Source organism: Coprothermobacter proteolyticus DSM 5265 (assembly GCF_000020945.1).
Classification (GTDB): domain Bacteria; phylum Coprothermobacterota; class Coprothermobacteria; order Coprothermobacterales; family Coprothermobacteraceae; genus Coprothermobacter; species Coprothermobacter proteolyticus.
Window position 1 is genome coordinate 1,248,151 of sequence record NC_011295.1, and the last position, 14,514, is coordinate 1,262,664.

12 protein-coding genes and 2 pseudogenes are annotated in these 14,514 nt (G+C 43.4%); 9 read left to right on the forward strand and 5 right to left on the reverse strand.

All coding sequences use genetic code 11. The annotated features are described in order from the left end of the window. The first annotated feature begins 46 nt into the window (after positions 1-46). The 8 genes from COPRO5265_RS06530 (at position 47) to COPRO5265_RS06565 (ending at position 9,113) form a co-directional block, all read left to right on the forward strand. Complete coding sequence (locus COPRO5265_RS06530) at positions 47-790, forward strand: ABC transporter ATP-binding protein (RefSeq protein WP_012544842.1); 744 nt, start codon at positions 47-49, stop codon at positions 788-790. Then, the gene (locus COPRO5265_RS06535) at positions 790-1,503 is read left to right on the forward strand and encodes an ABC transporter ATP-binding protein (RefSeq protein ID WP_012544018.1); all 714 of its coding nucleotides are present in this window, start codon (positions 790-792) and stop codon (positions 1,501-1,503) included. The genes COPRO5265_RS06530 and COPRO5265_RS06535 overlap by 1 nt, the downstream gene beginning before the upstream one ends. Next, positions 1,496-2,356, forward strand: a complete 861-nt coding sequence (locus tag COPRO5265_RS06540; protein ID WP_012544881.1) for a branched-chain amino acid ABC transporter permease — start codon at positions 1,496-1,498, stop codon at positions 2,354-2,356. The genes COPRO5265_RS06535 and COPRO5265_RS06540 overlap by 8 nt, the downstream gene beginning before the upstream one ends. Then, positions 2,353-3,309, forward strand: a complete 957-nt coding sequence (locus COPRO5265_RS06545) for a branched-chain amino acid ABC transporter permease (protein ID WP_083760235.1) — start codon at positions 2,353-2,355, stop codon at positions 3,307-3,309. Before COPRO5265_RS06540 ends, COPRO5265_RS06545 begins: the two co-directional genes overlap by 4 nt. Beyond that, positions 3,309-4,532, forward strand: coding sequence for a TetR/AcrR family transcriptional regulator (locus COPRO5265_RS07410; RefSeq protein WP_012544347.1), 1,224 nt, complete (start codon positions 3,309-3,311; stop codon positions 4,530-4,532). The genes COPRO5265_RS06545 and COPRO5265_RS07410 overlap by 1 nt, the downstream gene beginning before the upstream one ends. Then, positions 4,510-5,808 (forward strand): acetyl-CoA hydrolase/transferase family protein, encoded by a 1,299-nt coding sequence (locus tag COPRO5265_RS06555; RefSeq protein WP_012543726.1) that lies wholly within the window; start codon positions 4,510-4,512, stop codon positions 5,806-5,808. Before COPRO5265_RS07410 ends, COPRO5265_RS06555 begins: the two co-directional genes overlap by 23 nt. 18 nt (positions 5,809-5,826) lie before the next feature. Next, positions 5,827-6,999: a thiolase family protein gene (locus COPRO5265_RS06560; protein ID WP_012544507.1), complete on the forward strand. Its 1,173-nt coding sequence runs from the start codon at positions 5,827-5,829 to the stop codon at positions 6,997-6,999. 227 nt (positions 7,000-7,226) lie between these two features. Continuing rightward, positions 7,227-9,113 (forward strand): aldehyde ferredoxin oxidoreductase family protein, encoded by a 1,887-nt coding sequence (locus COPRO5265_RS06565; RefSeq protein WP_012543863.1) that lies wholly within the window; start codon positions 7,227-7,229, stop codon positions 9,111-9,113. Positions 9,114-9,167: 54 nt separating this feature from the next. Here the strand turns inward: COPRO5265_RS06565 and COPRO5265_RS06570 are convergent. After that, positions 9,168-9,641, reverse strand: a pseudogene (locus COPRO5265_RS06570) (ATP-binding cassette domain-containing protein); the annotation flags it as partial. Positions 9,642-10,052: 411 nt separating this feature from the next. On the opposite strand from COPRO5265_RS06570, the gene COPRO5265_RS06575 reads away from it, so the two are divergent. Next, positions 10,053-11,081 (forward strand): acyltransferase, encoded by a 1,029-nt coding sequence (locus tag COPRO5265_RS06575; protein ID WP_041735826.1) that lies wholly within the window; start codon positions 10,053-10,055, stop codon positions 11,079-11,081. 276 nt (positions 11,082-11,357) lie between these two features. On the opposite strand, the gene COPRO5265_RS06580 is transcribed toward COPRO5265_RS06575, so the two are convergent. From COPRO5265_RS06580 to COPRO5265_RS06590, 4 genes and pseudogenes are all read right to left on the reverse strand, one after another. Continuing rightward, positions 11,358-11,711 (reverse strand): thioredoxin family protein, encoded by a 354-nt coding sequence (locus COPRO5265_RS06580; RefSeq protein WP_012544683.1) that lies wholly within the window; start codon positions 11,709-11,711, stop codon positions 11,358-11,360. 50 nt (positions 11,712-11,761) lie between these two features. Next, a complete protein-coding gene (locus COPRO5265_RS06585; protein ID WP_012544024.1) occupies positions 11,762-12,775 on the reverse strand; it encodes a permease in 1,014 nt (337 codons plus the stop codon). Positions 12,776-12,795: 20 nt separating this feature from the next. After that, positions 12,796-13,077 (reverse strand): annotated as a pseudogene (locus COPRO5265_RS07640) (ArsR/SmtB family transcription factor); the annotation flags it as partial. A gap of 563 nt (positions 13,078-13,640) precedes the next feature. Then, the gene (locus tag COPRO5265_RS06590) at positions 13,641-14,459 is read right to left on the reverse strand and encodes a metallophosphoesterase (protein WP_143708129.1); all 819 of its coding nucleotides are present in this window, start codon (positions 14,457-14,459) and stop codon (positions 13,641-13,643) included. Positions 14,460-14,514 lie beyond the last annotated feature (55 nt).

Consider the following 14,514-nt stretch of genomic DNA (forward strand, 5'->3'; position numbering starts at 1 on the left):
AGCATAGCCATGCATGTGCATGATGACTTGAGGAAAGGAGATATTCATGCTAAGGATTGAAAACTTAACCGTGAAATTCCAAAGCCTTGTCGCTGTTAACAACTTATCCATGAAGGTAGAACAAGGAAATATTCATTCACTCATTGGGCCTAACGGCGCTGGCAAGACCACAGTTTTCAACGCAGTCTTCAAATTAGTTCCATACACGGGCAGAATAACTTTCCTCAACCAAGACCTCAGGATGAAGAGCACCCATGAATTACTATCCTTGGGTCTGTCGAGGACTTTCCAGAATCTGAACATCTTCTATTCCATGACTGTTGAAGAAAACATAAAAATGGGATTACACCCTTTCCTTGAAAGCCACCTTTACCAGGACCTACTTGGTTTCGATGTGTATTCTCAAAAAGAAGTCAACGACAAGATCTATGAAGTGGCTGCTCTTACTGGACTTCTACCCTATCTAAAAGCTTATCCCCTATTTCTTCCTTACGGTGTTCAAAAACTTGTGGAACTAGCAAGGGCATTGGTTTCAAATCCCAAATTGCTCTTGCTGGACGAACCAGCGGCTGGCTTAACTTCAGCTGAGAAGGAAAATCTAAAGAACTTGATGAAGGCCATTAAAGCAAAAGGTTTAACGGTTCTCATAGTGGAGCATGACATGGGTGTTGTTATGGACATATCTGATGTGGTTACGGTTATGAATTTTGGACAAAAAATAGCTGAAGGAAAGCCACAAGAAATTTCTGCTGATCCTCAAGTCATTGAAGCTTATTTGGGGGTGGACTAATGCTCAAGATCATAGACCTTACCACAGGATATGGACCCGTTGAAGTGCTTCACGACGTTAACCTGGATTTCAAAGACTCCCGCATTGTTACTGTATTAGGAGCTAATGGTGCTGGGAAATCAACATTAATTAAAACAATTTCAGGCATATTGAAACCTTGGAAAGGTTCGATATTATTTGACGGCAAAGACATCTCCAGAATGAGTACTTCGCAAATTGCCAAAATGGGAATAGTCCACGTACCAGAGGGACGGCACATCTTTCCGAACCTTACAGTAAGAGAGAACCTGCTCTTGGGAGGTTATTTCAGAAGTGACAAGGAAAACAAGGAGACTCTCGACCAAGTACTAAAACTCTTCCCAGCACTTAAAGAACGCATCAATCAAAAGGGCGGGAATTTATCAGGAGGGGAACAACAAATGCTAGCCATTGCAAGAGGCCTCATGGCAAAGCCCAGGCTCCTTCTGTTGGATGAGCCATCTCTTGGCTTAGCCCCCATACTTGTTTCTGAAATCTTCCAAACAGTGAAAAGTCTTGCTCAACAAGAAGGGGTGCAGGTCTTGTTAGTGGAACAAAATGCCCGTAAAGCCTTAGATATTTCAGATACTGGTTACGTCATGGTCTTAGGACGAATAGTTCTTTCTGGTACTTCTGACGAACTTAGAGAGAACCCCGAGGTAAGAAAACTTTATTTGGGAGGGCAAAATGTTTAATCTCGTTCTTAGAGGTTTAGCCACTGGTTCCATCTACAGTTTGACAGCAGTGGGCATCGTACTCATTTTGTCTACTACAAACGTGATGAACTTCGCTCAAGGGGATACTGGCATGTTTCTTACCTACATTGCTTTTTTCTTCATTTTAAGAGGCATCGCCCCATCACTCACTCTGCCCATCGTTATTGTTGCGGGAGCCGTGCTAGGATATTTGGTTTACAAGGGGCTTATCTCTAAAGCAAAGAAGAGTTCGCATCTGGGAATGATGATCATCACACTGGGACTGACCATGATTTTTGAAGGCATAGTGGCCACATTCTTTGGGAACATTCCGCTGTTATTCCCACCGCTCATACCAGGTGACCCCGTGCATTTCGGATCGGTGATTCTGGATCGTCAGGATATCTTGTGCTTGGTCACAGCTCTTGTTGTTTTTGGCATACTTTCCTTCATACTGTACCGAACAAAAATCGGTATTGCGGCTCGAAGCATAGCTGACGACGAATATGCGTCCCGCGTACTCGGAATCCCCATTGATCGAATTCATTCATTCATATGGGCAATAAGTTTTGGACTGGCTGGTCTAGCTGGAATAATGACTGCCCCCAGACTTTCCCTTCAACCGCTCTTCATGGTAGTAGTACAACTAAAAGCATTCACAGCGGCTGTTCTCGGTGGCATGAATTCAGTAACTGGTGCCATTTGGGGAGGTCTGATTCTGGGTGTTATGGAGAACTTAGTTGCCTACTACGTGCCAGCCATAAAGGAAAGCTTTTCCTTGCTTCTCATTGTTGCCATACTGCTTTTCCTTCCAAATGGGCTGTTTGGAAGCCGTGAGGCAGGGAGGTCATGATGAAAAAGAAAATTCTTCCTTTCTTACTTTTGATCTTGGCACTCCTCATCCCCTTAGTATTCAATGCGCGGCCCTCCATTGTTGCCTATATAAACCTAGCCATCATTTACGCCGTTTCTGCAGTTGGTCTGAACTTGCTACTTGGGGTAGCTGGCCAGATCTCTTTAGGTCATGCAGCCTTCATGGGAATTGGTGGCTACACCTCTGCCATCCTCATGATCCGGTATGGAATTCCATCCATTGTTAGTGTGTTAGCAGGTGGTCTTTTGGCAGGTCTTTTCGGTTTGATCATAGGCTTTCCAGCCCTAAGACTCAAGGGATTCTATCTTGCCATTGCAACCATGGCCCTTGGAACTGCCGTAACCGACGTCATAAAAAGGATGGAAATTCTTGGAGCTGACAGGGGTCTCACCAACGTCCCTCCCGTCACCATTTTTGGCTACCAATTCAGCAGTGAATTTGCAAAGTATTATCTCTATCTGGCTATCTTGTTACTAACCATCTTTTTGGTGAACAACCTGCTCAAAAGCAAGACAGGTATGGCTTTTAGGGCAATGAGAGATTCGGAGGTTGCAGCAAAAGTGTTTGGCATAAACATTTCCTACTACAAGGTCCTAGCTTTTGTCATCTCTTCTTTCTTGGCCGGCGTCGCTGGTGCCATGTATGGTCATTCTCTTTCATATTTGCACCCAGACATGTTCGGATTTGGCTTGTCCATTGAGTTTCTTGCTATTACCATCATTGGAGGTATTGGTACCTTGTGGGGCCCTGTGCTCGGTTCCGCCCTGTGGGTCATTGTCCCCAGACTATTTGGTACAAAACTGGAAGCCATGGCTGGAGTCCTCTTCGGTGTCATCCTCATCTTAGTTGTGCTGTTCCTGCCTCGAGGACTCTCTGAGCTTATAATGAGGATTAATAAATTATTCAAGAAGGAAGAAGGAGAACGAAGCTAATGGGGAAAGGCAAGAAGACCAGGGACCTAATACTGGGAACCGCACTGGAGGTATTCAGAGAGCGTCGCTATGGCAACAGCTCGGTAAATGAGATTGCTAAACGTTTGGGTGTCCGAACTTCACTGGTTTATTACTACTTTGCAAACAAAGAAGACATTTTCAACGAGCTGGCCGTTACCTATCGTGACGGACTTGAAGAGGAAATCCGTCAGCATATATCCTTCGAAGGAAGTCTTCTGCAAAACGTTATCAATATCCTTGTAACCTATAAAGATTACATAAGAAGCCACAAAGACCTTTATGACACCTTCAGAGAGGTGGAATTTGTCGAAAAAGATTTGATCAGAGATTACTATCAAAGAATCACTCACCTCATTGCTCAAGTTCTTCCAACAGATTTTTCAAAACTGTACGACTTGGAGACTCTGGCTTTTGCCATTTTAGGCAGTGTTTACTTTGTGGTGATAAAGAATCTAATATGGGAGAACAAAGAAGACATCGACCAAGAATTAGAAACAGTAAAAGTCTTTCTAGATAAGGGAATTGACATTGACGGAACTTTTACCCCATTCATAGTTCCCGAAAACCCCATGGAGAGCCAGGAACCCCAATTTGCTTCTCGCGGGGAACGGACGAAGTACCAATTACTCAAGGCCGGAGAAAAACTCTTTGGGGAAAAGGGGTTTGAAAAAACACAGCTAACAGAAATCACGTCTGAAGCCGGTGTTGGCCTAGGTACCTTTTACCTTTACTTTGAAAGCAAGACGGAACTCTTAGCAGAAATTGTCAAGTACGTAAACCACACGCTCAGGAAGACCTCACGCATTTACCAAGATGGTTTAACAGACCGCAGAACCATAGAAAACGTGGGATTCCAGGCTTTTTACCACCTATTTAAAAACATGGGGCCAGCATACCGCATAGTTCGAGAAGCAGAGTTCGTCGAACCTAGCATCGGTATTTGGTATTACACACGATTGGCTGAGGGCTACACAAAAGGTCTAGCCCAAGCCATGGAAAGCAAACAGATAAGACCAATGGACCCAGAAGTGCTTGCTTACATCCTCATGGGAGTCTCACACACTACTGGCATTAAGTGGTTTGTTTTGGATGAATGCAAAGAAATTAACGATAATTCAGTTTTAACGGTTCTCGAGCTGGTAATGCATGGCCTTTCTGGTATGGAAAGGAAGGTAACGAATGAATTACAAAGAAATCTATAACCAAAAATTATTGGACATAGAAGGGGTTCTTTCCAAGATAGAATCAGGTGACTCCCTGGTTGTGGGGATGGCAGCCGCAGAGCCAGTTGGACTACTATCTAACTTACACCTCATAAAAGACTCGGTTCAAGATGTAACAGTGGTTTCCTGTCTCCTGCTTATGGAGTACGAATACTACAAGCACGTTGACAAAGAACATTCACCCTTTAGGTCAGAGACATGGTATCTGGGAAATTATGAGAGAGCTCTGTTTAAAGAAGGCAAGGCCACTTACATTCCCAATAACCTGCACATGGCTGCAACTGACCTAATGCAAGCTAGAAGAGTGAACATTTATTGTGGTTCTGCCACCCCCATGGACAACAAAGGCTGCATGTCCTTGGCCCTGGGCAATGTCTACGAAAAAGATATCTTAGAACATGCAGACATGGTCATATTAGAAATCAATGAAAACCTACCCAGAACTCATGGGGATACTGTTGTTCACATAAACGACGTGGACTTTCTTTATGAGTACAATGCTCCACTCATCGAAGTCCCTTCGGCTGAAGCTAGTGAAGTAGAGAAAAAGATTGGTGAATTCATAGCAGATCTCATAGAAAATGGCTCCACCATTCAGCTTGGTATTGGAGGAATACCTAACGCCATTGCCCAGTTCTTAACCGATAAGAAGGAGCTTGGGGTCCACACCGAGTTGATGACTGAAGGCATAGTTGATCTTATTGAAGCTGGAGTCATCACAAACTCCCAGAAGTCTTTATGGAAAGACAAGTGCATCGCGTCATTTGTCATGGGAACACAGCGGCTTTACGATTTTGTGGACAATAATCTGGCCGTAGAAGTACATCGTGGTCGTATTGTTAACGACCCTTACATAGTAGCCAAGAATAAAAAAATGGTAAGCATAAATACTGCATTAAGTGTGGATCTTACTGGACAAGTGTGTTCAGAGGCCTTCGGCCATCAGCAGTACACCGGTACTGGTGGCCAATTGGACATGCACCGTGGTGCAATAATGTCAGAAGGTGGAAAAGCCATTATTGCCATGAGATCCAGTGTGAAGAACGACACCATTTCTACCATTGTTCCCACATTAGCTCAGGGAAGCTTTGTCACCATTCCCAGACATGATGTGGACTACATAATCACGGAATACGGGGTAGCACATTTAAGAGGTAGATCTCTCAGAGAAAGAACATTGGAAATGATCCGCATAGCGCATCCGAACTTTCGAGATTACCTGAAAACAGAAGCCGAAAAACTTGGCTTCATCTGAAAAGGGAGGAAAAGCTCAATGAACGAAGTTTTTATAAGTATGCCGCTTCGAACAGCTATTAGCAAATTTGGAGGAAGCTTGAAAGATATACCGGCACCTGAGATTGCAGGCAAAGTCATAAACGCAATTCTTGAAGAAACACATCTACCGCCTGACGCTTTTGATGACGTTGTACTTGGTAACGTCATCCAGGCTGGGGAAAAAATGAATGCTGCCAGACAAGCCGCCATTTATGGTGGAATAAGTGACTCGGTACCCGCCATGGTGGTGAATAGAGTTTGCGGCTCCGGGTTGCAAGCTGTGATAACGGCAGCCATGGAAATACAATCTGGCTATGCCTCTTGCGTTCTTGCAGGTGGCATGGAAAACATGGATAAGGCGCCTTACATCCTCTCAAACGGAAGATACGGTGCTCGTATGGGCGACACAACACTATATGACGCCATGCTCATGGATGGACTAAACGACGCCTTCACTGGGAAGCACTCAGGTCTAATTACCGATGAGTATTTAGTCCCCAAATACGGAGTGACCAGAGAAGAACAAGATCAATTTGCATATGAAAGTCACATGAAAGCCGCCAAAGCCATACAAGAAGGTAAGTTCTCCTCACAAATTGTCCCGATTCAGGTATCAAAAGAATTCGTTTTCCAGGTAGACGAAAATGTGCGCCCCGATACCACATTAGAAAGACTTGCGAAATTAAGACCGGCTTTCAAAGAAGGTGGCACCATAACCGCAGGTAACGCACCATCACTGAACTCTGGGGCAGCTGCCATGGTCTTGTCCACTGAAAAAGTTGCTAATAAGTTCAACTTGCCGGTCTTTGGTAGGATTTTGTCCTGCGCTGTTTCCGCAGTGGACCCCAATTTCTTCGGCATAGCACCCATACCTGCCGTGAAAAACGCATTAGAAAAAGCTTCTCTTTCTATTAATGATATTGATCTATTTGAAATAAACGAAGCTTTCGCAGCCATTGCCATTGTGGTACAAAGAGAGCTAAGTATTCCCGAAGAAAAACTTAACGTCAATGGTGGTGCGGTAGCTTTAGGCCACCCCATTGGAGCGTCGGGTGCCATGCTCGTCACAAAAATACTTTATGAGCTACGAAATCGCCAAGCCAAACTTGGTTGTGTTTCTCTTTGTATCGGTGGCGGACAAGGAATTGCTCTGATTGTAGAGAGAGTCTAATCACCTCCTATGTTAAAGAAGTGGGACTCCCGATGTCAGGGTCCCATTTCTTTTTAAGGTTTTGATAATTCCCCCATGAATTAGAAAAAAGAGACTTTGACTTCTGCTTTGTACACAACTTAAAAGCCCTCCGGGTTTTCTCCCTATCAGGAAACGTACAGAACAGCACTAAAAAGTGTTATCTTTAATAGTAGTTTAAGCAACAAGTCATAGGGAGGTAGGTAACTGTGAAAGGCACATTGGGTAAGGTACTTGAGGTCGATCTTTCCTCTAAAACAGTGGAAATGCGACCTATCGAAGACAAAACAATGTACGATTATCTTGGGGGCTTGGGCCTAGCAACACGTTTGCTTTTTGACCAAACCAGACCTCAAATAGATGCTCTTTCAGAGGAGAATGTTCTTGTCATAGCACCAGGACTGTTGGTTGGCAGCGGTCTTCCCACTGCTTCTAAAACCACTCTTACCTTTAAGTCACCTCTCACTAACGGTTTTGGGAGAAGCGTGGCGGGTGCATACTTGGGAGTCGAGCTTAAGAAAGCCGGCTACGATGCATTAGTCATAAAAGGGAAAAGCGACAAACCTGTCTACTTGTTTATTGACGACGACCACGTTGAAATAAGAGATGCTTCCCATCTTTGGGGAAAAGACGCCATAGAAACACAAGAGCTTTTAAAGGCAGAACTTGGAAACGTAAGAACTGGCGCTATTGGTTATGCTGGCGAGAAACTTTCTAAGATTTCCGGCGTTGATTTTGAAGAACGGCAAGCAGGCAGAGCTGGTGGCGGAGCTGTGATGGGCAGCAAAATGCTAAAAGCCATAGCTGTGAGAGGAACTAAGAACATTCCCTATGCCAACGTGGAAGCTTTGCGAGAAACCATAAAGAAATGGAACCAAAAAATAGTCGGCAGCCCCGTACAGGAGCTTGATATGAAATATGGGTCTGGTGAATTCTACGAATGGGTGAACAAAATAATGGGTGTTTTCCCTGTTAAAAATTGGCAACAGAGCTACTTTGAAGACAGCTTTAACGCTCACCCTGATGGCAAGTCACCCTTAGATCCATATTACTGGGCTCCTCTGTATACAGAAAAACACCATCCTTGCCCTAACTGCAATAAACCCTGTGGTAGACATATTGTCTTTAAAGAAGGCAAATATGCACCACTCCGAGTCGAAGGAGTGGAGTACGAACTTCTCTATTCCTTAGGTGGTGCACTGGGCATAGATGACATAGAAGTGACAGCAAAACTCAATAGCATATGCGATAGGGCAGGTCTCGATGGTATTTCTGCTGGAGTCACTCTTGCATGGGCCATGGAAGCCTATGAAAGAGGTCTGCTCACAAAGGAAGACACCGACGGCCTTGACTTAAGATTCGGAAACAGTGATGCTGCCGTAGCAGCCATGGAAAAACTCGCTAATCGAGAAGGAAAATTGGGAGAACTTCTATCCAATGGTGTCAAAGAAGCTTCTCGTAAGCTTGGTAAAGGTTCTGAGAAATTTGCTTTGGAAGTTAAAGGTTTAGAACCACCTGCATACGATGTTAGAGGCCTCAAAGGCATGGCGTTGGCCTTAGCAGTTTCGGTCAGAGGTGCTTGCCATCTCACAGGTGGAATTTATGCTCCCGAGCTTACAGGTTCTTTCTGGGAATTTAGCAACATTGACAGGCTCTCTTCAGAATGGAAAGGCTACGAAGTAAAGACCGGTGAAGATTTCATGACCGTATACGATGTCCTTGGTTTATGCAAATTCTCACGTAGCCTTTTCTGGTTGGAGGAAGATGTTGTTGATGCCATAGAAGCAGTAACAGGCATAAGGTTTACGATTGAACAACTCATGGCCATAGGTGAAAGAATTTACAACCTGCAGAGACTCTTCAACATACGAGAAGGTTTTACAAGAAAGGACGATTATCTACCATATCGCGTTACCCATGAACCCATATCCAACGGTGTAACCAAGGGGAGTTATGTTTCTGAAGAAGAACTTCAGGACATGCTGGATCAGTATTACATGGCAAGAGGCTGGTCTAAAGAAGGTGTCCCTACAAAAATGCACCTAAAGAGGCTTGGACTTGTGGAAGAAGCAGAAGTTTTCGGAGCACCCATATAAAGAAACCTGCCCTAAGAAACTAGAAGGGGCCACTACTAAGTGGCCCCTTGCCTTTTACACGACTAATTGGCTTTCAATAATGTCTTTGTAGACGCAAGAGCTAGCCATGAGTTCCTCATGTGTTCCTTCTTCTACCACGCGTCCTTCATTAAGTACTAGCACTCTATCCGCTTTTCTTATAGTGGAAAGCCTGTGAGAAATGATTATTAAGGTCATGTCTTCCTCTTTTAGTTCATCAAATATCTCTTCTTCTGTTTGTGAATCCACTCCCGATGTTGCTTCATCAAGCACCAAAATCTTTGGCTTCCTTATTACGGCTCTCGCTATGGCAATTCTTTGCCTTTGCCCATCAGACAGCTTTCCACCTCTTTCCCCGACTACCGTATCGTATCCGTTCTCTAATAAGTAAACGAACTTGTTCACCTTTGACTTCCGTACCGCGTCAAAGAATTCTTCTTCTGTAAATTCATCATCTAACAAAATGTTCTCCTTTATAGTCATGTTGAATACAAAATCATTCTGCCTAACGTTTCTCTACAATACCCGTATATTTTGACTAGTATTTGAGCATAGAGAGTATTAGGAAGAAAGAGTACTATCCAATGAGCTACATACCAACAAATCCTGATTTTGTATTTAATCATTATCGCTGCTGTACTTGCCTCAGGGTCTTTCATGACCCGTTTCGTAACGAAGGAGCGCATAGTATTAACTAGCAGTGACCAAAGGTGAAAAACCGTTGGATTTCGCCACCGGGAAGAACTTTCGGTGTTGGGCAACCAGACAACCTGCACAGCAACGGGATTTGGTAGCCTTTTAAGGCTACTTATGAGAAATAAAAACCTTCTGCATAGACCACATAAGTAGCATCTAACTAGGTTTTTAGTTTGCCCATAAGTCATTAGAAAACTGTTGTTACAATTGAATAGATTTGGGCCAATGAAAAGACTTAGGGAATTTGATGTTTTAAAAGGGCTTAGTATTACAGCGGTAATACTCATACATGTCACAAGCCATGGCGTGGGTACCTTTGACCCCACCTCAACCTCTTATTTTGTTTATCTTATCCTAAACAGGCTTTCGCAGTTTGCTGTTCCCACCTTCATTTTCGCAAGCTGCGTCCTCCTTTCATACATCCATGGGGATGATTTCCGAACTATTACTGCTGGAGGATTAAAAGCCTTTTACTCGAAACGCTTTGTTCGAATAATCCCGCCTTACCTAATATGGACGCTGGTATACCTTGTCGTGAAGCACATCGAGTCAAACGGCACAGTGCGAGTTACATGGGGAAACTATTTGAACCTCCTTCTTAGGGGTGATGGGTATTACCACCTTTATTTCGTTGTAGTTATACTGCAAGTGTACATATTGTTGCCTTTCATAATGTACGTAGTGTCACACTTAAAAGTAAGGTTCCGACAGATTCTCCTGATTTCCATAGGAGTTCAGGTAGCTTGTTATTACTTATACGAGTTCTACATCATACATTACTTCCCCAGAGGTACACGCCTGATGATCTGGTACTTAGCGGTTATACTCGTAGGCGTCTGGATTGGTGAAAATTACGAGGAATACTGCAAAAGAGAGAGACACGTTACCATATTTCTGCCCGCTGCCTTGGTTTCAGGTGTTTTATATACCTATTTTTATCATCTTTCAAATATAGGTCAGCCCGTTTCATCAGGCATAGTTAACCTGTGGTGGTACATATATGTTTCGTCCACACCTTTGTTGCTTCTATACATATCTAAAAAAGTCAACATCAGGTTTTTTGAAAGAGCTGGACAGCTCTCCTTCGGTATATTTCTCATGCATCCACTGTTTTTGTTCATCATGAATCGCATCTACGCCACGGTAAACGTCATACTTTACGACATATTCGTCTTTTTCATCATCTATTCGTTGTCCTACATAATAACCAAATGGCTGGAAGCCACTCCTTGGGGCAAATACATCGTAGGATAAAGATGTTAAAACTGCATATCAAGTTCTGCAAAGTTCCCACTCAGCATTCCTTTTTTCCTACAAATTATCAACATTATTGTCTCCATTTTAAGCTTTAAAGTTAATTTCCTCGCAGTAGCATGTCATTCAACTAACTCAAATTGACATAAACATATATCTCATACCTGCCCCCGACAAGATATGCAATCGTGTCATATGCAGTCGCTTACATATCAACTCACAGCGACAAGTTTTTTGCAAAGCGCCCTTCTGTCAGAGAAATAGATTAAAGTACATCTAAAGTTGTAGCTCAGACCTCAATATCTTTACGACCTCTTCAGCACTCAAAACTCTTCCGAAGGAAACAACCTTTTCATTGATAACAAGAGCCGGAGTGCTCATGATTCCATAAGCTGCAATTTGAGAAAAATCTGTAACATGGTTAAAATCTGCTTTGAGGCCCAGCTTGTCCAAAGCCGACTTGGTATTGGCCTCCAGCGCTTTGCATCGCGCACATCCCGGACCTAACACCTTAACAGACAGAACGGCCGGATTTGAATCGTTACGAACACAATTCTCCTGCTCGTGATCTAAATTTGGAGTTCCTTCACTGAAGCTGCTCGTTTGATTCTCTGGTTTCTCTTGATGCATCTCCACAGTTTACACTCCCCTTTCGTTCTGAAATGTTTTCGAACAATATGTCAAATCAACACCGCTTGGAGCGCATTAAAAATGTAGCCTACAACCATGATGCCACCGGTTACTATGGCGATGAATAAAACCAGTAATTTGAGTTTTACAACCTTGCTTAGCATAACCATAGAAGGTAAACTAAGTGCCGTCACCGCCATCATGAAAGACAATACAGTGCCCAAACCTGCACCTTTTGCAAAGAGGCTCTCAGCTACAGGAATGGAACCAAAGATATCTCCGTAAATGGGCACACCCACAAGAGTTGCAAGAATCACAGCTCCATTGTTCTTACGACCGAGGATAGAAGATATCCAAGTAGCAGGAATAACGTTATGGATAACAGCACCGATAGCTACACCGATTACAACGTAACGGCCCACGCGGTGCACAATGTCCCTTACCTGATCTCGTGCGAAGATAAGGCGATCAGTCACGGTTAAGCTTGGAGGATCAATGTCCGCTGCTTTGGTATCTTTTACAAACGAGTAAACGTGCTTATCCATACCAAAAACCTCGATAAGAGTCCCGCCTACCACAGCAAGAAGAACGCCAATAACCACATACATTACCGCCACCCTTAAGCCGAAAATACTCATTAGCAACACCAAAGATCCGAGATCCACCAAAGGTGACGAAATAAGAAAAGAAAAAGTAACTCCAACGGGAAGGCCTGCGTTAGTGAATCCAATGAAAAGCGGTATAGAGGAACAAGAACAAAAAGGCGTAACAGTACCAAGTAGAGCCGCAAGTATGTTAGCCCATATTCCGTGGGAACGTCCGACAATTTTCTTCGTCCTTTCCGGTGGGAAATAGCTTTGGACATAGGATATTACAAAGATAAGGACTGATAAAAGCAGAAAGATTTTCGCCAGATCATAAACGAAAAAATGAATCACGCCACCAACCCTTGTATTCATGTCTAGACCCAGGGCGTTAAGAGCGCTATAGACAACACTGCTGAGCCATTTCATGCCGAGTATTTGATTCTGAAAAAATGACCAGACGGCCGCCAATACCTGCATAGCGATCAACCCTTATTCTCCTAGGTAGTTGAGCTTTTAGAACAACACACTGGATCCGCTATGTTAAAGCGGCTCAATTGCCCCAAGAATTGTTGAGCTAAGGCGAAGCCAGCAGGGTCGATGGAATAGTGGACCCACTTTCCCTCGTTTCTGCTTTTCACCAAACCGGAGTCACAAAGGATTTTCATATGATGAGACAAGGTGGGTTGGCTAATAGAGAGTTTTTCAAGTAGTTTGCACGCACACTTTTCTCCATCATTCAACAAGCTCAATATTTCTAGACGTGTCCTGTCAGAAAGTGCCCTAAAGACTTTAAGGTATTCATCATAATGTTCCGTAGTTGAACCACCTCACATAGATAACCATCGATATAACGAACATGATTCCAGTTTATCGTAAGAGCCTACGGCTGTCAACATTCTGATAACATTCATCGTGGTTTCATGAGGCTCAACAGTCCAGACTGTCAGATAGTGCGCGCTGATGAAGCGGTTTGCCCCAGACCTATTCAGGACATGCTCAATGCTTGCCAGTTGAGTCGCCAAAAAAGTACTTCATGATCTCATAAATGGCTATTGCGATGAGCCAATGGCGGCAACATAACGGAAAGCGCTGAAAGTAGCTGTGAACAGGGAACTTAAAACCACTAATGCAATAAAGATACCGGAGGAGAGCAGAAGCCAAAGCACATTTCCCAATCTCGGTTGAAGCTATTCTATTGGCAACCTCTCAGCTTCTTCAAACATCAATCTATTGTCTTTAAAGAAGCAAAGTGCGCTGGGCTACTAATCATAAAGGCAAGTTTGGCACGTGCTACTTCTTTGGTCATGTCTGACTTTGGTTCACCCTTATACTCTCGGAAAGCTTAACTTCCTTGAGTACTGCTAACTAGTTTGATAACAGTTAGCTCAGGGTGATTAAAAAGTCTTAACGGTAAAGGAAAATTACCCAGTCCCGGTGAAACGTAGAGATACTTATCTCCCAGATTGAACAAACCTTTATCGTACACAGGTCCGTTGTAAGACAATTTTGGAAGTGTTATGCCATTGTATTTCAAAGGTCCAAGGAAGGGCAATCTAATACTACCGCCATGTGTGTCTCCAGAAAGTATAAGATCGCCTTTCCACTTATCGAACACCTCTTCATAGAAGATATGGGCCAAAAGAATGTTGTAATTATTGCTTTCTTCAACCTTAATTGCTTCCAGCACATTGTCAGCTGAGGAATAATAACCCGTAGTAGGGCAACCATAGATACTTATAGGAGTTTCGCCTACCTTTACATCTACCCTTTCATATTCAAGCACTGTAGCACCTGCATCGCCGATATCGTCTACGCTGGATGATCCTTCGTGTTCGCCGCGCACATAGTACACAGGGTATTCTTCAGACAACACCTTTATCAAGTTGAGTGCCTTTGCCTTTCCTCTGTTGTCTCCACGGTTAAACAAGTCACCAGTTACAGCTACAATGTCTGGCTGCTGCTTTTCAATAGCTCGCAACAAATAGTTGTTATCTAAACCAAAACTGTATCCGTGAAGGTCCGAGATCTGTACAATGGTGACCGTGCTCCTAATTTTCGGACTGCTTATGGTGGTTACAGACACAACAATTTTGAAATTTTCAAAAAGCCAAAAGAAAAACAACGCAAAAAACACAACCAAAACCTTTCTTCTTTTTCTCAAAGTTATCCCTTTTCCTTTCAAGAATGTCTAATTACACAAGACTAAACATACCCCA